Here is a 20367-nt window from a genome sequence, read left to right as displayed (position 1 = left end):
TTCTGGCATGGGACGATTCTGCTGTCGCTTTACGATTCGCCGCCAACAAGTCTCAATCTGTGGCAGTCAAAGGGTCCAAGTTTTTCGCCACATGCCGAGCGCACTTCCATCGGCATGAGGGCCTGGCCGGTGGCGTTGTCCAACAGCACGGAACGGGTTTCCCCCGGTTCGAACAGGAAACGTTCGCCCCACTGTCGCAGGCTGACCACCACCGGAAAAATCTCACGGCCTTTCTCTGTCAGGACGTACTCCTTGTAGGCGCTCCCATCCGAGGCGGGTCGAACGTCGAATACGCCGGCCTCGACCAAGGCTTTGAGTCGCGAAGCCAGAATGTTCTTGGCCACGCCCAGGCTCTTTTGAAATTCGCTGAATCGACGGATGTCGTCGAATGCGTCGCGGATGATCATCAGTGACCAGCGATCACCCATCACATCCAGTGTCCTGGCGACCGGGCATTCGTTGTTTTGCGATGAAGCGGTTTCCATTTGATTGACCCTCTGGAAAGCATTGCCAAGTTGGTCGGAATTATGTGGTTGCAAATTGAAACCTGATCAAGCAACAATTCAGACAGGTTTTTAATTGAAACCAGTTTAGCGCCAAGGAGACGTGCATGACAGCAGAGGCCGACTGTTTCACCCAGCAGCCTTCGGAAAGTCAGGGTGACGAGGGAGCAAGCGCCCTCACCACGGGCTCTTTGAATGAACAGCAGTGCCCGGGGCTTTCGCCGTCGCTCACGTTATTGTTTTCCGTGACCTGCGCCCTGGCCGTCGCCAATGTCTACTTTGCCCAACCCTTGCTCGCCTCGATGGCCGAGAGCCTGGGTGTCGCTTCCGGATTGATCGGGGGAGTGGTGACGGCCACCCAGGTGGGGTACGCGCTGGGGTTGCTGTTCATCGTCCCGCTGGGGGACAGGGTCGACCGTAAACGGCTGGTTTTCGCGCAATTGGTGTTGTCAGCCATCGCGCTGGCGGCCGTCGGCGCAGCCCAGCATTGGTTGGCTTTGCTGGGCGCCATGGTCGTGATGGGGTTGCTGGCGGTGGTCGTCCAGGTGCTGGTGGCCTATGCCGCCGTGCTGTCCTCGCCATCCCAACGGGGACAGACCGTGGGCACCGTCACCAGTGGCGTTGTACTGGGGATTCTCCTGGCGCGGTTTACCTCCGGGGTGATCGCCGACCTGGCGGGCTGGCGTGGGGTTTATTTCGTGTCCTCGGGCTTGATGCTGGCCATCGCGGCAGTGTTCTGGGTCGTGGTGCCCGCCGCTGCGTCGCCCCGTCACCGGCAGCCCTACCTGGCGCTTATCCGCTCGCTGTTCATGCTGTTCGTGACCGAGCCGATGCTACGGACCAGAGGCCTGCTGGCCTTGCTGATCTTTGCCGCTTTTTCGGTGCTGTGGACTGCGATGGTGCTGCCGTTGAGCGCCGCACCGCTGTCACTTTCACACACGGCCATCGGCCTGTTTGGGCTGGCGGGTGTCGCCGGTGCCCTGGCGGCCAGAAGCGCCGGTCGCTGGGCCGATCAAGGCTGGGGGCAACGGGTTACCGGCTGGTCGCTGGGGCTCCTGACGTTTTCCTGGCTGCCCATCGCGTTTACCGAGAGCTCCCTGATTGCACTGGTCTGCGGCGTGGTGCTACTCGACTTCGCGGTACAAGCCGTGCACGTCACCAACCAGAGCCTGATTTTCGCCGCGCGGCCCGACGCCCAGAGTCGCATGGTCGGCGCCTACATGTGTTTCTACTCGGTGGGCAGCGCATTGGGCGCGACCGCCGCGACCCAGGTCTATGCGCTGTGGGGCTGGATGGCGGTCAGCCTGCTGGGCGCCTCGATCAGCCTCGCCGCGCTGGTGGTGTGGAGACGCTCGCTTCATTGCGGCCACTGCTCAAGCAGGATCGAGACGAATTTCTCCGCAGCCGGGGAGAGCGATGCGCCCCGGCGGTAGACCAGGCCCAGGGAGCGGTTTACCACCGGCTCGATCAGCGGCACGCTGACCAGGGTTGGATGATCCCCGGCCGGCATGGCCAGGCTGGGCATCGCCGACACGCCCAGGCCGGCCTCGACCAGTCCCAGCGACGTAGACAAGTGCTGAACTTCGTAGAACCACTGCGGGCGCCAGCTCAGGCCCGACAGCGCGTGGTCCAGCAGCATGCGGTTGCCGCTCAGGCGCCCGACCCCGATCAGCCGATAGTCGCTGAGTTCCGACCAGGTGACCGCACTGCGTTCAGCCAATTCATGGTCGCGTCGGCAGGCCAGCACAAAGGGTTCGTTGACCAGGGGCACGAACTCGATGTCCGGATGCTGGCCGCTCATCATGTTGATGCCGAAGTCGGCTTCGCCGCGCAGCACGGCTTCGAGCCCTTCGTTGGCGCTGAGGTCGAGCAGGCGGATGCGGATTTTCGGGTAGCGCTCGTTGTAGAGGCGGATCACCGAAGGCAGGAAATAGAACGCCGCCGTGGGGATGCACGCCAAGGTCACCCGGCCGATCTGCCGCTCCGCCAGCTCGCGGATGTTGAGAATCGAGTCGTCAAAATCATCCAGCAGGCGCCGCGCCTTGGGCAGGAAGTCACGGCCGACACTCGTCAGGCTGACCTTGCGGGTCGTGCGGTCGAGCAAAGCGGTTCCCAGGCCTTCCTCGAGTTTTTTCATCCGTCGGCTCAGGGCCGGTTGTGACAGATGCAGCGCATCGGCGGCTTCGTGGAAACTGCCCAGTTCGGCGATTTTCACGAAAGATCGTATGTCCTGAAGCTCATATTCCATGTTCTACCTCACCGGAGAGGGGGATGCGCGGTGCAAATCATCGTAAATTAATTCATTTGTGAAACGCAATAATCTCTCTGATCTTTGCATTGGAAACACTTTTCAAATTTTGCCACTCTTGTGTCCAGAGCATCAATTATCCAGATTGATCAACAAGAGTTAGTGAACATGCAGCGAATTCCTTGTGTGCTAATGCGCGGCGGTACGTCCAAAGGCCCGGTGTTTCTCGCCTGGGATCTGCCGGTCGCCATCGCCGAACGTGACGAGCTGCTGCTCAACCTGATGGGCTCCGGCCACGAGCTGGAAATCGACGGCATCGGTGGCGGCAGCCCACAAACCAGCAAAGTGGCGATCGTCAGCCCATCGCTGCACCCTGACGCGGATGTCGATTATCTGTTCGTCCAGGTCATGGTTTCCCAGCGTCGGGTCGATACCGCCCCCAACTGCGGCAACATGCTCTGCGCCGTCGGCCCGTTCGCCATCGAGCAGGGGCTGGTCAAGCCTTCTGGCGATCTGACCCGGGTGCGTATTCGCAACCTCAACACCGGGACTTTCGTGAATGCCGAAGTGCAAACCCCGCAAGGCAAGGTCAGCTATGAAGGCGACACCGCCATCGACGGCGTGCCTGGCACAGCCGCTCCGGTACAACTGACGTTTCTCGATGCGGCGGGTAGCAAGACGGGGAAACTCTTCCCGACCGGGCAGACCCAGGACCAGATCGACGGCATCCCGGTGACCTGCATCGACATGGCGATGCCGATGATGATTGTCGAGGCCAGCCAGCTCGGCAAACGCGGTGACGAAAGCCCTGCCGAACTGGACGCCGATAAAGCCTTCCTGCAGCGGCTGGAGTCCTTGCGGCTGAAAGCCGGCCTGGCGATGGGCCTGGGTGATGTCAGCGACAAGGTCATTCCCAAGCCGGTGCTGGTGTCTCCGGCCAAGTGCGGCGGGACGATCCAGGTGCGCTACTTCATGCCGCACAACTGTCACCGCGCCCTGGCGATCACCGGCTCCATCGGCCTGGCCACGGCGTGCGTAACCGAAGGCAGCGTCGTTGCACAGTTGCTCGGCAACGTCAGCGAACCGCGCTTGCAACAGGTTCGGATCGAACACCCAAGCGGCGGTATTGATGTCGTACTGTCCTACACCGGTGAAAAGGGTGAGACCATTCGGGCTTCGGTAGTACGTACCGCGCGCCGGCTTTTCTCGGGTTACGTCTACGCCACGGCGTCCCAACGGCTGGCCGGATAACCCTGGTTGCCAGGGTCTTTTGCATCAGAACAATTCTAAAAATGGGTGATGCCATGAAAGTTGTTAAATCGCTCTACTTCCAGATCATCTGCGCCGTGCTGCTGGGCGTGGTCGTCGGGCACTTCTGGTCGCAACAGGCAATTGCCTTGAAGCCGCTGGGCGATGCCTTCATCAAGCTGATCAAGATGATGATCGCGCCGGTGGTGTTCTGCACCATTGTCACTGGCATCGCCGGTATGAGCGACAAGCGCTCGCTGGGGCGTTTGTTGAGCAAGACCATGCTGTTGTTCCTGGCGCTGACGGTGATCAGCCTGATCATCGGCCTGGTGTCGGTCTACCTGTTCAAGCCCGGCGCAGGCATGAACATCGACCCGACGCAGTTGAGTACCCAGGGGCTGTCGCAGTACACCGAATCCGCCGCGAAACTGAGCGTGGTGGACTTCTTCATGCACATCATTCCCGACACCTTCATCGGCGCCTTCAATAAAGGCGAGGTGCTGCCGGTGCTGTTTATCGCGGTGCTCTGCGGTTTTGCCCTATCGTCCCTGGGCGAGCGCGGCAAGCCTGTGCTGGAGGTCCTGGAGTCGGCTTCGCACATGGTGTTCAAGATTTTCTCCTACCTGATGCGTTTCGCTCCGATTGGCGCTTTCGGGGCCTTGGCCTTCACGGTGGGGCAGTACGGCATCACGTCGCTGGGCTCGCTGGCCAAGTTGATCATGACCTTGTACATCGCCTGCGCTTTCTTCGTCTTTGTGGTGTTGGGCAGCCTTTGCCGCGCCCACGGTTTCAGCCTGTGGAAGTTGTTGCGTTACCTGCGTGAAGAGTTCCTGGTGGTGCTCGGCACGTCCTCGACCGAACCGGTAATGCCGCGGATGTTGGAAAAACTCCAGGCCCTGGGTTGCAAGAAAGGGGTCGTGGGGCTGGTGCTGCCGACCGGCTACTCGTTCAACCTCGACGGCACGGCGATCTATCTGTCGCTGGCGGCGATCTTCATTGCCCAGGCCTGCAACATCGACCTGACGCTGACCCAGGTCATCACCATGCTGGCGATCATGCTGCTGTCGTCAAAGGGGGCCGCGGGTGTGACCGGCAGCGGGTTTGTCGCCCTGGCCTCGACCTTGACGGTCATCCACGACATTCCCCTGGCGGGCCTGGCCCTATTGATCGGGATCGACCGGTTCATGTCCGAAGCGCGGGCGTTGACCAGCCTGGCGAGCAACGCCGTTGCGACCGTGGTGATCTCCCTCTCGGAGAATGCCTGTGACCGCGAAGTGCTGTTGCAGACCCTGGATGGCAAACCCGCCCTGACACAGACCCCGGCAACGGACTCGAGCTGGGACGGCGCGAAGGTCGCCAAACACATCTAGCCGCTCACGGCTGACTCGACAGCACCGCAAGCTCATTCGATACCTCTGCGCCAGGCACACTTCAGCGTGTTGCCTGGCGGGTGGGAGGGCGTGTGCCTGGGTGTCTGCCAAGCTACTCATAACAACAAGAGATCTGACATATGCTCGCTTTACTTGGCTTGGCCATGGTGGTGGTCTTCACCTTCCTGATAATGACCAAACGGTTGTCCCCGATTGTCGCCCTGACGGTAGTGCCCATCGTCTTTGCCGTGCTCGGCGGCTTTGGCGGGACCACCGGCAAGATGATGCTGGACGGCCTGAAAATGGTCGCGCCCTCGGCGGCACTGCTGTTGTTCGCGATCCTGTTTTTCGGCCTGATGATCGACGCCGGTCTGTTCGACCCGCTGATCCGCAAGATCCTCAAGCGGGTCAATGGCGACCCGATGAAAATCGCCGTGGGCACCGCGCTGCTGTCGCTGTTGGTGGCACTGGACGGTGACGGCACGACGACCTACATGATCACCTGTGCCGCGATGCTGCCGCTGTATAAGCGCATCGGCATGAACCCGATGATCCTGGCGACCATTTCCATGCTCTCCCTGAGCATCATGAGCGGCATGACCCCTTGGGGCGGCCCGGCGACCCGTGCGATCGCAGCGCTGGGCCTGGATGCCGGTGAGTATTTCGTGCCGTTGCTGCCGACCATGATCGGTGGTGCGATGTGGGTGGTGTTCACGGCCTTCCTGCTGGGCCGTGCCGAGCGCAAGCGCATTGGTAACGTCCAGCTGCAAAGCGGTGGCGGTGACTGCTACATCAACGCGATCATCGAGGACACGCCACACAAGCGCCCGAAACTGGCCTACGTCAACCTGCTGCTGGTGGTCGCGGTGATGGTCGCGCTGGTGATGGGGCTCATGCACTCGGCGATTCTGTTCCTGATCGGTTTCGTCCTGGCGCTGATGATCAACTATCCGCAACTGGATATTCAGAAGGAGCGCATTCTCGCCCATTCGGGCAACGCCATGACCGTGGTCCTGCTGGTGTTTGCCGCGGGCATCTTCGCCGGGATCTTCTCCGGAACGAAAATGGTCGATGCCCTGGCGCAAACCCTGGTCGATTGGATTCCGCCTTCCTGGGGCCATCTGTTCCCGCTGGTGGTGGCGATTACCAGCATGCCGCTGACCTTCGTATTGTCCAACGATGCCTACTACTTCGGGGTCGTGCCGATCCTGGCCAACGCCGCCGCTGCCTACGGGATCGATCCGGTGGAAATTGCCCGGGCTTCCATTCTCGGCCAGCCGGTGCACCTGATGAGCCCGCTGGTGGCCTCGACCCTGTTGCTGGTGGGCATGGTCGACCGCGACCTGGGCGACTTCCAGAAAGCCACCGTCAAATGGGCGGTGCTCACGTCCCTGGTGATTACCGCGCTGGCCCTGCTGACCGGGGCACTGACGCTGTTTTCCTGATTCACCCGACAACCTTGTTTTCCTGCCTGACACGCCCCCTGCAAATGGGGGTGAGAAGGCCTGCACGCCCAATAACAACAACGAGTAGCCAGACATGACCATTTTGCTGACCCGCGGGGCTTTGTTTCCAATCCTTGGCCTGTTGCCCCTGGCCACGGCCAGCGCCGAAGGTTTCATCGATGACAGCAAGCTGAAGCTGCAATTGCGCAACGTCTACTTCAACGAAAATTTTCGCGACGAGCACGGTATGAGCGCCCGGGCGGCGAGGACCGCCAAGAGTGAGCGCACCGAATGGGCCCAGGGCTTCCTGCTGGATTACCAGTCAGGCTTTACGCCGGGCACCCTCGGCTTCGGGGTCGATGCCCTGGGCCTGCTCGGGGTCAAGCTCGATTCCGGGCGTGGTCGCAGTGGCACCGGCCTGCTGCCGGTGCATGACGACGGTCGCGCCGCCGACGAGTTCGCCAGTGCGGGCATGACCGCCAAGGCCCGGCTGGCCAAAACCACACTCAAATACGGCACCTTGCTGCCCAAGACCCCGGTGCTGGTCTACAACGATGCGCGGCTGTTGCCCCAGACTTACCAAGGCACCCAGATCAGCAGCAACGACATTGACAACCTCACCGTCACCGGCGGGCACCTGGAGCGTTTCAAACTGCGGGATTCGAGCGACAGCATGCCCATCGTGCCGGACGGCTACGGCGGCGATAAGTCCGGTGACTTCAGCTATGCCGGCGCCGACTACAAGCTGGGCAAGCACATCCGCCTGAGCTACTTCTATGGCGAGCTGGAGAATTTCTATCGACAGAACTTCGTTGGCATCCAGCATGATCTGCCCCTGGGCGCCGGGGTATTGACCAGCGACCTGCGCTACTTCAACAGCGTCGACTCGGGGTCGGCCTACGGCGGCAAGATCGACAACGACATGCTCAGCGGGTCGCTGTCCTACGCCGTTGTCGGCCACACACTGAGCGCCGGTTACCAGACCCTCAGCGGCGAGGCGGGCCTGCCTTACGTCAGCGGCGCCACGGTGTACTCCTTCAGCAACGTCGGGATCGGCAAGTTCATCGAGGAAGACGAGAAGACCTGGATGCTCGGTTACGGCTACGACTTCGCGCGCCTCGGTGTGCCCGGCCTGACATTCTCCACCCGCTACCTGAGCGGCAACGACGGTAAGTCCGACACCGCGGTCAAAGAGTGGGAACGTGACGCAGAGATCGCCTATGTGGTGCAGCAGGGTACGTTCAAGGGGCTGGGGGTGAAGTTGCGAAACTACGTCTATCGCTCGGACTTTTCCCGTGGTCGTGACAGCAACCGGGTCTACTTTACCTACGACATCGCGCTTTGGTAGGGCATGCAGTTCACCTAAGAAACAACGATGGATTTGGTAGGTCATGCAGTTCACCTAAGAAACAACGATGGACCTGTGGCGAGGGAGCTTGCTCCCGCTCGGCTGCGAAGCAGTCGTGAACCGGCGGGTGCGGTGTGTCTGTGTTACGCGTTCGGCAGGTTTTGGGGTCGCTTCGCGACCCAGCGGGAGCAAGCTCCCTCGCCACGGTTTTCTCAGTGGCCCCGCGCTCATCACGGTGGCCCGGTTCGATTCTTTGCGACATCATTGCGTCAATTTTCTTTGGGGCAATGCCCGTCGAGGCCGCTGTGGATCGAAACCGAGACCGACGCAACAACCTTTCCCTGGATGGCCTGAATTTTTTCCTCGCGGATGTGCGCGATGGCTTGGGCCCTTACCTGGCGATCTACCTGCTGGCGGTGCATCGCTGGGACCCGGCCAGCATTGGCGTGGTGATGACGGTGGCGGCCATGGCCGGGCTTGTCGCCCAGGCGCCCGCCGGCGCGTTGATCGACCGGGTGCGCAGCAAGCGTGCCGTGGTGGCCGTGGCGGCATTGGCGGTGACGCTGGGGTGCCTGGTGCTTCCGTTCACGTCGTCCTTTGGCCTGGTGGCATTGACCCAGGCCATCGGCGCCGTGGCAGCGTCAGTCTTTGCGCCGGCCATCGCGGCGATTTCCCTAGGCATTACCGGCGCCAAGGCCTTTACACGGCGCACGGGGCGCAACGAAACATTCAATCACGCGGGCAATGCCTGCGCCGCGCTGCTGGCGGGTGGGTTCGCCTGGTTGTTCGGTCCCATCGCGGTGTTCTACCTGATGGCCGCCATGGCATTGGCCAGCATCGTGGCGGTCAATTGCGTGTCCGCCGAGGCCATCGACCATGACGTGGCACGGGGCCTGGAGGCGGGGCAACTGGTTCACGGTCCTGTACCCTCGACGCTGCGGGTCCTGCTGGATAACCGTACGCTGCTGTTGTTCGCCATTTGCTGCGGGCTGTTCCACCTGGCGAACGCGGCGATGCTCCCGCTGGTCAGCCAGAAGCTCGCCCAGGCCAATGTGCACCTGGCCACGCCGTTGACATCGGCTTGTATCGTTGCGGCGCAACTGGTCATGGTGCCCATGGCGTGGCTGGTGGGGGTCAAGGCCGATGCCTGGGGCCGCAAGCCGTTGCTGCTGGCCGGCTTCCTGATCCTGCCCATGCGCGGCGTGTTGTACGTGCTCTCGGACGACCCCTACTGGTTGGTGGCGGTGCAACTGCTGGACGGTATCGGTGCCGGGTTGTTCGGCGCGCTGTTTCCCCTGGTGGTCAAGGACCTGACCCAGGGCACCGGGCGCTTCAACGTCAGCCTCGGGGTGTTGTCGACGGTGTTCGGGCTCGGCGCCGCGTTGAGCAACAGCCTGGCCGGCTTCGTGGTGCAAGGGGCTGGCTACAGCGCGGCGTTCCTGACCCTGGCGGCGATTGCCGCGCTGGCATTCGGCCTGTTGCTGGCGATGCCCGAGACCTTCAGGCCAAGCCGCGTGTCCCAGGCCGACCCCCTTGCGGTGCCCGACGGCGGGGTCGCCTGAGGCCGCGTACCCGGTTCGACCCCGCGCTGTTCAAGCCCGGGCGGGGTCGCTGGGGTGTTCCCGGCGAGACAACTGAAGCAGCAGTCCTGGTTCCGCTCTTGTGGCTGAAAGCGTCCAGCCATGGGCCTGGGCGATTTCCTGGCAGATCGTCAGGCCCAGGCCGGCGCCATGGTCGCGGCGATGGGGCCCGCGCCAGAAGCGCACGAATAGCTGGGGCAGTTGCTCCCGATCAACCCCAGGGCCCCAATCGCGTACGCTCAAGTGATCCCTGGCGATGTCCACTCGCACCTCGGTGCCTCGAGGGGCGTGTTGGAGGGCGTTCTCCAGCAGGTTTTTCAGCAAGGTGAAGAGGGCGCTGCGATCAGCCTGCCAGGGGGCAACGCCCGTGCAATCGTCGGCCAGCACCAGGCGTACGTCGACGGCTTCGGCCATGCGCTGTAGATAGTCGGCGGCTTCCTTCGCGACATCGGCCAGTTCGACCGCGGCAAACCTATAGTTCTGCGCCTCGCTGGCTTCGGTCAACAGCAGCAGTTGCTGGGCTTGGCGGGTCATGTGGGCGACGTCGTTGAGGAGCGCGCTGCGATCGGGACTGTCTGCCATCAATTCGATCTGCGCGCGTATCAGCGCCAGCGGTGTCTTCAACTCGTGCGCCGCGGTCGCCAGAAATTCCTGCTGGATCCGGTAGCCATTTTCCAGGCGCTGGAGGACCCGATTGAAACTGTCCACCAGTGGCAAGACTTCGGAAGGTACGCGGCTGACCTGCAAGCGCGAATGCAGCGAGCGAGGCGAGATGGCCGCAGCCGACTCGGACACTTCGCGCAAGGGCTTGAGCGTGTAACCCAGGATGACATAGGCGCAGGCACCAAAGACGAAGAGCAGTACCAGGCTGAACAGGACGATGCCGGCCCCCATGAAGGGCAGCGCGAAGGCGCCGTGAAAGAGGTCCATCAACCGTTCGCTGACGGCAAGCTGCAGGAACCAGGTCTGGCCGTCGTGTTCGACTGGCGCGGTGGCACCGTACATCAAGATGCCCTGGCGCTCGAACTTGAACGGTTCGTGCCCCAAAGTGCGCAGCGAGGCACTCGCCGGCCAGAAGGTCGCATTGGTGGACGCCAGGGCCACGTTTGCCGAGGCGTCCAGCACGCGGTAGCCGATCTCCTGTCCCATGCTGTCATAGGTCCAGATTCGATCCGCCTCGCTGGGGTCGAATCCGACCGGGCGCCCGCCAGCATCGAACTGGAGTTTCTCCGCCAGCTCCTGGGTGCGCTCGGCCATGTTCATGACCGACAGGATGTCGCTCTGTGAGCTGATCAGGGCCAACGCCGCCGACACGATCAACAGAATGCTCAGCGCCACGCCGGCAATATAGGCCAGCAGCACCTTGAACCGGAGGCTACTCAACCACGTCGACCTGGCGGAGCGCATAACCGAGACCTCGCAGGTTGACAATGCGTTGGCGGGAGCCGATGGCAAGCAGCTTGCGGCGGATACGGTGCAGGGCCACGTCCAGGGCGTTTGGCGTGACCGCCTCGCTCAAACCCCAGCCCGCCGCCTCTATGCTGGCGCGACGGACGATTTCCCCAGGCTTGCGCAACAGCAGCAACATGATCTGCATTTCCGCCGGTGCCAGGGTAATGCTTTCATTCGCACAGCACAGAGTGCCGGTCTCGGGTTGCAGGCTCAGGTCACCGTGGCTGGGCGCCAGTGGGCGACAGTCCACGGGGCGCCGCAGCAAAGCCCGCACCCGGGCGACCATTTCATCCATGGCAAACGGCTTGGGCAGATAGTCATCGGCACCGGCATCGAGCCCTTGTACCCGATCATGCAGGGCATCCCGTGCCGTGAGCACCAGGCACGGCAGGCCAAGCCCGGCGCTGCGCAGGCGCTTCAACAAGACCAGCCCGTCGCCGTCCGGCAAGCCGCGATCGAGGATCAGCGCCTGGTAGGGCACCCGCTGGATGGCCGCCCATGCACCGTCCATGCGGTTGATCACATCGACGGCGATCCCGGCGTTCGTCAATCCCGTGCTGACCAGTTGGGCCAAGCGTTCGTGGTCCTCGACCAACAGAATGCGGCTCATCAGAAGCGGTACAGGTAGCCGAACAGCGCGCTGTTTTCGGTAGAACGATCTACCAGCGGGCTGTCCTTGATCTCGCTGGCGAAGCGGGTCGCCTTGATATCGAGGAACACAGAGTGGTGCTTATCGAACATGTAGTTTCCCCGGACGCCAAACTCGGTATTGAGGGCGGACTTGCCATCATAGGCCGCGCGATCGATGCGGGCTTCACTGTCGCGTACGCCAAAATAATAATCGACGTATTTCTTGTCCTGCCACATCGCCGTCACGTGGGGCGTGAGGGTGATGCGGTCGTCGAGTCGCCAGGTCCGCTCCAGGCCCAGGTTGAAGCGCTGCCCCTTGCTGTTGCCCGATACATCCGCCAGCCACTCGGCGTGGGCGTCCACCCAGTCGGTGTGCCACTGCACTTTCGCTCCGGCCCAGAAGCTGCTTTTACGGTCGCTCATGCCATCGAAAACCCGCGAGTCATCGGCATCATAGCCACTGAAGTCGTACTGGCCCACGAGGCTGAAATCGATGTGCTGGGTGTCGTTGATCTCGAGCTGCGACAGCTTGGCCTCGGCGTTCGGGCCGAACACCCGCAGGTATTCGTTCTCGAAGTAGATCAGCGGTATCGCCTTGTTGTCACGATCGATGCCGGTATAGGGCTGCTGGCTGCTGATGGCGCCGACCCCCAGCCCCCAGGACGAAGACGGTTTGGCGGTTTCAGGTTCGGCGGCCTGTGCGGCCAGCGCTGAAGGGGGCGCAGTGAGTAGGATCAGGCTCGGGATGGTGGAAACGGCTAAGCGCAGCAAATGCATGGGGTGCTCCAACGGGACAGGATGAAATGCGCGCCTATCGTTGAGCGTCTTCCCTTACCGGATACTTACGGTTATTTGTCGAAAGCTTGACCTCGATCAAGGCAAATACATATTCCCGCTTCATGGCCGTTATATGTGCCAAGCGGTGCAATATCAGGGGTGATGGCTATTTGGTATTGCGCTAAGATCACGTCAAGTCAGCGTGTATAACAGCCTTCTTACAATAAGTTCACGCGTCACTAATTCATTTTTAAATGAGGCTTGAACGGAAATGCTCAGGAATGCACCGCTGCGTCTGAAACTTTTATTGATCCTGCTCCTTCCCTTGTTGGGATTCCTGATTTTGGCCGGCGTCTTTGTCGTGGATAACTACAAGACACTGCGCGATATGGACGCCACGGTCACCGCCAGCGCCACGGCGCAGAAGTTGAGCCAACTGATTACGGTATTGCAGCGTGAACGCGGCGCCAGCGGGGTGTTCCTGGGCAGCGCGGGCAAGTCCATGGGTGAGCGGATGGCCCAGGCGCGCCAGGATTCCAATGCTTCTGTCGAGGTGGTGAGCCGGTTGTCTGCGTCGGGGAGCGCGCAATTGGACAACGTCCTCCAGGCCTTGGCGCAACTGCCCGCCATTCGTGGGCAAGTGGATAAGTTGGGTATCAGCAGCACCGAATCGGGTGTTCGTTATACCGAGATCATTCAAGCGCTCGTGGGCTATACCCACTCTTTGGAAGCGACGATCAATAACGCCACCATTGTTCATGCACTCGGTGCGCTCAATCAGTTTATCGAGATGAAAGAGCGGGCTGGACGCGAGCGGGTCGTGCTGGGCCTGGTATTCAGCCAGGACCGTTTCGACGAGACATTGTTGTCGCGCTTTAGCCGTAATCTCGGCGAGTTCTCGGCTTATTCCGACGCATTCCGTCGCCAGGCCCAGCCAGCCTTGCTTCAACAGTTTACCGAGCAGATGCTCAAACCCGCTGCGGTCGAAGTGGGCAAGTTGCAGCGCCTGGCTTTCGAAGTGCCATTGGGGCAGTCGCTGGGCATCAAGCCAGAGGCCTGGTTTGAACTCTCCACTCAGCGCATCGACATGATGGGCCAAGTGGAGGAAGCCCTCGGTCAAAACGTCAGCCGCCTGGCGGTACACGGGCGCGATGAAGCCAGCCGTGCGTTGTGGTTGACCCTCGGTGCGGTCGTCGTGGCGCTGCTGGCGGTGACGGTGCTGTCGTATGTGATCATCCGTATGATCGATTTGGCGGTACGCGATGTGAACCGGGCCCTGAACGGCCTGGCACAACGTGATCTCACTGCCAGGGCCACGTACGAGGGTCGGGATGAATTCGGCCAGATCTCGCGCAACCTCAATCGCATGGCGCAGGAGATCAGCGAAGTCGTGCAGGAAATCGGCAATGCCACGGCGCAGGTGGCCACCGCCGCGCAAGAGTCTTCCACGGTGACGGTCCAGACCAGTGCGAGTGTCGAGCAACAGCGCCAAGGCACCGAGCAGGTGGCCACCGCGATCAATCAGATGAGCGCCACGGTGCGCGAGGTGGCGCAAAGTACCAACGATGCGGCGCACATGTCGCAACAGGTCAACCTCAGCACGGCGCAAGGGCGCGTGGAAATCGAAAGTACCATCGGGCTGATTCGTCAATTGTCCGGGCAGGCCGAGGAGACCGCGGGGATCATTGGTGATCTCAAGCTGGAAAGCGATGCGATCTCTTCCGTGCTCGACGTGATTCGCGGCATTGCCGAACAGACCAATCTGCTGGCGCTCAATGCGGCGATTGAAGCGGCGCGGGCCGGTGATCATGGGCGCGGGTTTGCGGTGGTCGCCTCCGAGGTGCGCACCCTGGCACAAAAGACGCAGGAGTCCACGGGCAACATTCAACAGATGATCAGCAACCTGCAAGCCGGGTCGGATCGTGCGGCGCTGTCCATGCAGCAGACCCTGGACAAGGCTCAGGACGGGGCGAGCAAAGTCGAGCGCGCGGGGACGTTGTTGGTGGAGATCGCCGAGGGCGTGGCGACGATCAGCGACCGTAACATCCAGATCGCCTCCGCAGCCGAAGAGCAGAACGCGGTGTCCGAGGACATCAATCGTAACGTGAACGAGATCAATGACCTGGTGATCCAGGTGAGTGCCGGTGCCGAGCAGACGGCCATCACCAGCCAGGAACTGGCGCGCCTGGCCGAGTACCAGCAACAGTTGGTCAATCGCTTCAAGGTCGCCTAGTTCCTGCGGCCCCGGGCCTTTGGCGCAAGGCCCGGCTGTGCGTTCAAACGATATCGTCGATCAGGATGTGGCGCTCGCCGCGGCTGCACTGCTCGATCCGCGCTTCGACCTTGTAGACCTGGCGCAGCATCGACTCGGTGATCACCTCGGCGCTCGGGCCGCTGCCCTGGGCGGTGCTGTCGGCGATGACCAGCACTTGGTCGGCAAAGCGCAGCGCCTGGTTCAGGTCATGGATGGCGATGAACACAATGACCTGGCGTTTGCGCGCCAGGGCCCGCATGAAATTCAGCACCTGGACTTGCCGATGCATGTCCAGGGCGCTGGTCGGCTCATCCATCAACAGGATTTCCGGTTCGCGCACCAGGGTCTGGGCGATCGACACCAGTTGCTGCTGTCCGCCGCTAAGCTCTCCGAGATTACGGAACGACAACTCAGTGATGCCCAGCGCGGCGAGAATGTCATCCACCCGCTTCAGTTCGTCATCGTGGACGACCCAGCCCGGCGTGAGCTGCTTGCGCGCCAGCAGCACCGACTCGTACACCGTCAACCGGGCGCTGGCGTTCAAGCCCTGGGGCATGTAGCTGATACCCTGCGGTCCTTTTTTCGAGCCCTCCAGGATCACCTGCCCGGGGCCGTCGATCAACCCGGCCATGCGCTTGAACAAGGTGGATTTGCCCGCCGCGTTGGGGCCGACTACCGCCACCACCTGGCCGCCGACAAAAGCTGCCGTGGTCACGCCGTGAATGACCGTGCGCTGGCCATAGCGGGCCCCGAGATTCTCCAGCCGGATCGTTACCATGAGTTTTTCTTCCCGCCGAGAATCAAGGATATGAAGAAGGGCACGCCGATCAGCGATGTCACCACACCGATGGGGAAAATGGCCCCAGGGATCAGGGTTTTGCTGATCACCGAACTGGCGGACAGAATCAGGGCACCGGTCAGCAACGACGCCGGCAGGAAGAACCGTTGGTCTTCACCGATCAGCATCCGCGCGATGTGCGGGCCGACCAGGCCGATGAAGCCGATCGTGCCGACAAACGCCACCGGGAACGAGGCGAGCAGGCTGACCATGATCAGCGTCTGAAAGCGCAGGCTGCGCACGTTGATGCCGAAACTCGCGGCCTTGTCGTCCCCCAACCGCAGCGCGGTCAAGGCCCAGGCGCGCCGGGCGAAAACCGGCAGGGTGACGAGGATCACCAGGCAGATCACCCCGAGTTTGGGCCAGGTGGCTTTGGTCAGGCTGCCCATCGTCCAGAACACCACGGCGGCCACGGCTTGCTCGGTGGCGAAGAATTGCACCAGCGCCAGCAACGCATTGAAGGTGAACACCAGGGCGATGCCAAGCAGCACGATGGTCTCGGCGGTGACACCGCGGCGCAGGCTCAGGAAGTGGATCAACAATGCCGACAACATGGCCATGATGAACGCGTTCACCGGCACCATGTACTGCGCCGCCAATGGGAACAAGGCCACGCCAAACGCCAGTCCCATGGCAGCACCAAAACTGGCGGCAGCGGAAATGCCCAGGGTGAACGGGCTGGCCAGCGGGTTGTTGAGGATCGTCTGCATCTGCGCGCCGGCCAGCGACAACGCGGCGCCGACCGCGACAGCCATCAGCGCCACAGGCAGGCGGATGTCCCACATCACCACGCGAACCTGGGGCGAAGCGCTGTCCGGCGAAAACAGTGCGCCGAGCACTTCGTCGAGGCTGTAGCGTGCCGGCCCGAGGGCCAGGTCGAGCAGGACGCTGCAAATCAGCAACAGCGTGAGCCCGCCGAGAATGAGCCGCTTGCGCAGCACCAGGCGCCGGTAGGTGTCACGTTGCATCACCAGGGTTTCGTTCAACGACGTCATGGTTTGTCCTCGGTCTGGTCCAGGCTGACGGCGTAACCCGGCTCATAAGGAACTGGCAGGAACTGCTCGTGCAGTTGACGGAACGAGGCGTCCGGGTCCAGGTCGGCGAATAACGTCGGGTGGAACCACTTGGCCAATTGCTGGATGGCCACGAACTGATAGGGGCTGTTGTAGAACTGATGCCAAATGGCGTGGAACGCCTGGTCGTCCTGGGCCTTGATGCCGGCGTAGGCCGGTCGCCGGGTGTACCACGCCAGTTTTTTTCTGGCTTGGGCCATGTCCGCCCCGGGGCCGACGCCGACCCAATGGCCACCGGGTGCAAAGGCTTCCCAGTTGGCACTGGTGACCACCACCTGTGCCGGGTTGGCGACCACCACTTGTTCGGCATTCAACTGGCCGAACGTGGTGGGGATGATGCCTTTGGCGATGTTGTCGCCACCGGCCATTTCGACGAACAGGCCGAAATTCTCGTTGCCGAAGCTCAGGCAGCAATCATCGGTGTAGCCGCCGATTCGCTCGATGAAGACCTTGGGCCGGGCAGGGTGGCGCGCTTCAATGACGTCGGTGACCCGTCGAATCTGTTGGTTGCGAAAATCGATGAAGGCTTCGGCACGGGCTTGCTTGCCGAACAGTTGGCCGAACAGGCGCATGGTCGGCTCGGTGTTCTGCATCGGGTTGTTGCGAAAGTCCACGTAGACCACCGGGATGCCCAAGGCGTCGAGCTTCTCGATGTAGCGCGCATCCTCGGTGGCGTGCTGGGCTTCGATATTGAGGATGATCACATCCGGACGCTGGGAGATGGCCTGTTCGATGTCAAAGGTGCCGTCCTCGAACCCGCCGAAGGTCGGGATCTTGGCAATCTCGGGAAATTTGCGCAGGTAGGCGCCGTAGGTGTCCGGATCCGACTGGATCAGGTCCTTGCGCCAACCGACGACGCGTTCGATGGGGTTTTGCGTGTCCAGTGCCGCCACCAGGTACAACTGGCGGCCTTCGCCGAGGATCACCCGCCTGACCGGGAGATGGACCTTGACCTGGCGCCCGAGCAGGTCGGTCACGCTGCCCAGGGCAGGGTCCGCCTCGGCGGCCAGTGCACTGCGGGGCGTCAGCGAAAGAAACGACACACCGAGCAGCCCGGTGAACAGCAGGGCGGCAAGGGTGTGAGGGCGGCGAAAAACGGTAACCATGGTTCATGCCTTTACGAAAGCCGGACCGGACAACGGCGCAAGTCGCCGCCCCGGCCCGCAGGTTTCAGAAATCAACGGTGGCGGATAACAACAGCGTGCGCGGTGCGCCTTGGGAAAACGCGCCATAGGACGCGACCCCCGACCAATAGGCGCGGTCAAAGACGTTCTGCACCGTGGCGCGAAATGTCGTGGGCCGTTCGGCAATGCGCGTGGCATAGCGGGCACCGACGTCGAAGCGGGTCCAGGCATCCAGTTCCTGGGTGTTGGCCTGGTCGACGTACTGGCTGGCGGTGTAGATCGCGCCGCTGGTCAGCGTCAGCCCATCGATGCCCGGGGTGTCCCACTCGGCCCAGAGGTTGGCCTGGACCTTGGGCACGCCCACCGGTGTATTGCCGCGGTTGGCGGCCACGCTGGTGCGGGTCAGTTCCCCATCGAGTAGCGTCACGCCACCGAGCAGGCGCGTGCCCTTGGCAATCTCGCCGGACAGGTTCAGTTCCACGCCACGGTTGCGTTGCTGGGCCTGGACCGAAAACACCCTGGACGACAATTCGCCGCTGGGTTTCTTGATCTGGAACAGCGCCAGCGTGGCCATGAAACGCTCGTAGTCGAGCTTGAGCCCGATCTCCTGCTGGCGGGAAATGTAGGGTGAAAAAACTTCGTCGGCGTTCGTGGCGGCAGCCGGTGCGATGTCGCCCTTGCTCAGGCCTTCGATGTAGTTGTAGTACAGCGCGACATGGTCCCAGGGCTTGGCGACGATACCGAGCAGTGGGGTGGTCTTGCTTTTGTCGTAGGACGGGGTGGCAACGGTGGTGTTGTAGTTGTCCGACTGGATGTTTTGTCGGCGCAATCCGAGGGTGAGTTGCAGGCGCTCATCGAGCACCGACAAGGTGTCGGCCAGGGCGACGCCCGACAGTTCGCTCTCGGAGATTTTTGGCGTGTGAGGTTCGGCGATGTTGGGCCTGGGTCGATCGACCGGGTGATAGATGTTCGAGAGGATAACGGGGCCGGAAACAATGCCCCGGGACAATTCATCGCGATAACGGCTGACTTGCAGCACCGCGCGGTGGCTGACCGGCCCGGTGTCGAAGCCCAGGCGTGCGCCGGCATCGACGGTGTAGCGTTGGACGTTGAATTTGTAATAGCCGGGAACCGATGACGTGTCGCCGGCGGCGTTGATGATGGTCGGGGTCTGGTCGGACATGCGCTCGACCTCGGATTTTCCACCGCCAGCGTGGGCAAACAGGGTCAGTTGGTCGCTGAGGTCGTACTCGCCACTCAGCAACGCCGATTTGTCCCGGGCCCGGGAGCGTCCCCAGTCCTGGCTGACACTGGTGCGGCCGTTGGCGGCGGAGGGGATTTGCACGCCAGAGTCGATCAGGAAAGGGCGGGAGGCGGCGTCGAATTTTTCATCCTGGCTGATCAGGTCCAGGGTCATGCGCAGGCGATCCCCTTGGTAATCCAGGGACATGGCGCCGGTACCGACGTCTCGGGACTGCTTGTCGATGGCCGTGTCACCCTGCTGCAGGCTACCGTTGAGCCTGATTCCGAACCGGCGTTCCTCGCCAAAGCGCCGACTGACGTCGAGGTGGCCGCCCAGTTGCGAGTTCGTGGCGTAGCGGCTGGTGAAGCGGGTCAGGTCCTCGTCGAGGGCGCGCTTGGGGACCACGTTGATCACTCCACCCACCGCGCTGTTGGGCGACATGCCATACAGCAGCGCGGCGGGCCCCTTGACCAGTTCGATGCGCTCGGCGTAATCGGTGAACACCCGGTAATTGGACGCCACGCCATACACGCCGTCGAAAGCCAACTCCCCGAGGTTGCCTTCCCCCAACGGAAAACCGCGGATGAAGAACGAATCGACGATGCCGCCCGCCTGGCCAGTGGAGCGCACCGAAGCGTCGCGTTCCAGCAAGTCGCCCACGGTGGTTGCCTGTTGATCCCTGATCATCGTCGAGGTGTAGCTGCTGACGCTGAACGGTGCATCCATCACATCGGCGTTGCCCAGCAGGCCGAGGCGTGCGCCGCGAGCGACCTGGCCGTTGGCGTCGGTAGGTGGCAGGTCGCTGCTGCGTCTGCCGGCGGCGTCGACGCTGATCTGCGGCAGGGACACCTGGCGCAGCACCAGTGTGTAGCTGCCATCGTCGCGGGCAACCATTTCCACGCCGCTGTCGGCCAGCAGCTGGGTGAGTGCTTGCGTGGCCGGATAAGTGCCGGAAAGCCCCGGGCTGACCAGGCCCTCAGTGATCGAGGGCTGGAACGACAAGGCAATGCCGGCGGTCACCGCAAAGCTCGACAGGGCAGGGCCGAGCGGCCCCGGGGCGATGTCATAGGCGCGGGGGGCGACGGCTTCCAGTTGTGCGGGCACGGCGGCGAAGGCGAACGGCCCGGTGACCGTGCTCAACGCAAGGCTCAACAGCACACTGCGCATGACGGGCTTGGACGGACGATCCGGACGCAGGGGCCGCGCAACGAGCATGGATGGATGACCCTATGGA

General features: G+C 62.3%; 16 protein-coding genes. 7 read left to right on the top strand and 9 right to left on the bottom strand.

Annotated elements, in window-relative coordinates:
- Positions 1 to 29 precede the first annotated feature (29 nt).
- Entirely contained in the window at positions 30 to 485 is a 456-nt protein-coding gene (locus J4E53_RS09235) for a helix-turn-helix domain-containing protein (protein ID WP_103308550.1), read from the bottom strand.
- A gap of 125 nt (positions 486 to 610) precedes the next feature.
- Here J4E53_RS09235 and J4E53_RS09230 point away from each other — a divergent pair, with 125 nt between their 5' ends.
- Positions 611 to 1936, top strand: coding sequence for an MFS transporter (locus tag J4E53_RS09230; protein ID WP_103308549.1), 1326 nt, complete (start codon positions 611 to 613; stop codon positions 1934 to 1936).
- On the opposite strand, the gene J4E53_RS09225 is transcribed toward J4E53_RS09230, so the two are convergent.
- On the bottom strand, positions 1861 to 2751 hold the full coding sequence (locus tag J4E53_RS09225; protein ID WP_003200706.1) for a LysR family transcriptional regulator: 891 nt from the start codon (positions 2749 to 2751) through the stop codon (positions 1861 to 1863). The genes J4E53_RS09230 and J4E53_RS09225 overlap by 76 nt on opposite strands.
- A gap of 168 nt (positions 2752 to 2919) precedes the next feature.
- Between J4E53_RS09225 and J4E53_RS09220 the strand changes: the two genes are divergently transcribed.
- The 5 genes from J4E53_RS09220 to J4E53_RS09200 all read left to right on the top strand — a co-directional run bounded on the left by J4E53_RS09220 (position 2920) and on the right by J4E53_RS09200 (position 9724).
- A complete protein-coding gene (locus J4E53_RS09220; protein ID WP_103308548.1) occupies positions 2920 to 4002 on the top strand; it encodes a 4-oxalomesaconate tautomerase in 1083 nt (360 codons plus the stop codon).
- 41 nt (positions 4003 to 4043) lie between these two features.
- Complete coding sequence (locus J4E53_RS09215; RefSeq protein WP_060742758.1) at positions 4044 to 5369, top strand: dicarboxylate/amino acid:cation symporter; 1326 nt, start codon at positions 4044 to 4046, stop codon at positions 5367 to 5369.
- A gap of 140 nt (positions 5370 to 5509) precedes the next feature.
- On the top strand, positions 5510 to 6814 hold the full coding sequence (locus J4E53_RS09210) for a CitMHS family transporter (RefSeq protein ID WP_060742757.1): 1305 nt from the start codon (positions 5510 to 5512) through the stop codon (positions 6812 to 6814).
- 94 nt (positions 6815 to 6908) lie between these two features.
- Entirely contained in the window at positions 6909 to 8162 is a 1254-nt protein-coding gene (locus J4E53_RS09205) for an OprD family porin (RefSeq protein WP_060742756.1), read from the top strand.
- Between the two features lie 305 nt (positions 8163 to 8467).
- Positions 8468 to 9724, top strand: a complete 1257-nt coding sequence (locus J4E53_RS09200) for an MFS transporter (RefSeq protein ID WP_103308561.1) — start codon at positions 8468 to 8470, stop codon at positions 9722 to 9724.
- Between the two features lie 30 nt (positions 9725 to 9754).
- Here J4E53_RS09200 and J4E53_RS09195 read toward each other — a convergent pair whose 3' ends face one another.
- The 3 genes from J4E53_RS09195 to J4E53_RS09185 are packed head-to-tail and all read right to left on the bottom strand — an operon-like array spanning position 9755 to position 12601.
- Positions 9755 to 11125, bottom strand: a complete 1371-nt coding sequence (locus J4E53_RS09195; RefSeq protein WP_256587157.1) for a HAMP domain-containing sensor histidine kinase — start codon at positions 11123 to 11125, stop codon at positions 9755 to 9757.
- A complete protein-coding gene (locus J4E53_RS09190) occupies positions 11118 to 11804 on the bottom strand; it encodes a response regulator transcription factor (RefSeq protein ID WP_103308546.1) in 687 nt (228 codons plus the stop codon). The genes J4E53_RS09195 and J4E53_RS09190 overlap by 8 nt, the downstream gene beginning before the upstream one ends.
- Complete coding sequence (locus J4E53_RS09185) at positions 11804 to 12601, bottom strand: MipA/OmpV family protein (protein WP_060742752.1); 798 nt, start codon at positions 12599 to 12601, stop codon at positions 11804 to 11806. The genes J4E53_RS09190 and J4E53_RS09185 overlap by 1 nt, the downstream gene beginning before the upstream one ends.
- A gap of 271 nt (positions 12602 to 12872) precedes the next feature.
- Between J4E53_RS09185 and J4E53_RS09180 the strand changes: the two genes are divergently transcribed.
- The gene (locus J4E53_RS09180) at positions 12873 to 14834 is read left to right on the top strand and encodes a methyl-accepting chemotaxis protein (RefSeq protein WP_060742751.1); all 1962 of its coding nucleotides are present in this window, start codon (positions 12873 to 12875) and stop codon (positions 14832 to 14834) included.
- A 43-nt stretch (positions 14835 to 14877) separates the two neighbouring features.
- On the opposite strand, the gene J4E53_RS09175 is transcribed toward J4E53_RS09180, so the two are convergent.
- The 4 genes from J4E53_RS09175 to J4E53_RS09160 all read right to left on the bottom strand — a co-directional run bounded on the left by J4E53_RS09175 (position 14878) and on the right by J4E53_RS09160 (position 20348).
- Entirely contained in the window at positions 14878 to 15633 is a 756-nt protein-coding gene (locus J4E53_RS09175) for an ABC transporter ATP-binding protein (protein ID WP_103308545.1), read from the bottom strand.
- Complete coding sequence (locus J4E53_RS09170) at positions 15627 to 16688, bottom strand: iron ABC transporter permease (protein ID WP_103308544.1); 1062 nt, start codon at positions 16686 to 16688, stop codon at positions 15627 to 15629. Before J4E53_RS09170 ends, J4E53_RS09175 begins: the two co-directional genes overlap by 7 nt.
- Positions 16685 to 17872 (bottom strand): ABC transporter substrate-binding protein, encoded by a 1188-nt coding sequence (locus J4E53_RS09165; RefSeq protein ID WP_060742748.1) that lies wholly within the window; start codon positions 17870 to 17872, stop codon positions 16685 to 16687. The genes J4E53_RS09170 and J4E53_RS09165 overlap by 4 nt, the downstream gene beginning before the upstream one ends.
- A gap of 64 nt (positions 17873 to 17936) precedes the next feature.
- The gene (locus tag J4E53_RS09160) at positions 17937 to 20348 is read right to left on the bottom strand and encodes a TonB-dependent receptor (protein WP_060742747.1); all 2412 of its coding nucleotides are present in this window, start codon (positions 20346 to 20348) and stop codon (positions 17937 to 17939) included.
- Positions 20349 to 20367 lie beyond the last annotated feature (19 nt).

Source organism: Pseudomonas sp. FW305-28, assembly GCF_017351395.1.
In the GTDB taxonomy this organism is placed as follows: domain Bacteria; phylum Pseudomonadota; class Gammaproteobacteria; order Pseudomonadales; family Pseudomonadaceae; genus Aquipseudomonas; species Aquipseudomonas fluorescens_AA.
This window is presented reverse-complemented; position numbering and strand designations above follow the sequence as displayed.

Coding starts and splice junctions, on each gene's coding strand:
- J4E53_RS09205 (WP_060742756.1), top strand. CDS start 6,909: ATGACCATTTTGCTGACCCGCGGGGCTTTGTTTCCAATCCTTGGCCTG.
- J4E53_RS09160 (WP_060742747.1), bottom strand. CDS start 20,348: ATGCTCGTTGCGCGGCCCCTGCGTCCGGATCGTCCGTCCAAGCCCGTC.
- J4E53_RS09210 (WP_060742757.1), top strand. CDS start 5,510: ATGCTCGCTTTACTTGGCTTGGCCATGGTGGTGGTCTTCACCTTCCTG.
- J4E53_RS09170 (WP_103308544.1), bottom strand. CDS start 16,688: ATGACGTCGTTGAACGAAACCCTGGTGATGCAACGTGACACCTACCGG.
- J4E53_RS09230 (WP_103308549.1), top strand. CDS start 611: ATGACAGCAGAGGCCGACTGTTTCACCCAGCAGCCTTCGGAAAGTCAG.
- J4E53_RS09165 (WP_060742748.1), bottom strand. CDS start 17,872: ATGGTTACCGTTTTTCGCCGCCCTCACACCCTTGCCGCCCTGCTGTTC.
- J4E53_RS09215 (WP_060742758.1), top strand. CDS start 4,044: ATGGGTGATGCCATGAAAGTTGTTAAATCGCTCTACTTCCAGATCATC.
- J4E53_RS09220 (WP_103308548.1), top strand. CDS start 2,920: ATGCAGCGAATTCCTTGTGTGCTAATGCGCGGCGGTACGTCCAAAGGC.
- J4E53_RS09180 (WP_060742751.1), top strand. CDS start 12,873: ATGCTCAGGAATGCACCGCTGCGTCTGAAACTTTTATTGATCCTGCTC.
- J4E53_RS09185 (WP_060742752.1), bottom strand. CDS start 12,601: ATGCATTTGCTGCGCTTAGCCGTTTCCACCATCCCGAGCCTGATCCTA.
- J4E53_RS09235 (WP_103308550.1), bottom strand. CDS start 485: ATGGAAACCGCTTCATCGCAAAACAACGAATGCCCGGTCGCCAGGACA.
- J4E53_RS09190 (WP_103308546.1), bottom strand. CDS start 11,804: ATGAGCCGCATTCTGTTGGTCGAGGACCACGAACGCTTGGCCCAACTG.
- J4E53_RS09225 (WP_003200706.1), bottom strand. CDS start 2,751: ATGGAATATGAGCTTCAGGACATACGATCTTTCGTGAAAATCGCCGAA.
- J4E53_RS09175 (WP_103308545.1), bottom strand. CDS start 15,633: ATGGTAACGATCCGGCTGGAGAATCTCGGGGCCCGCTATGGCCAGCGC.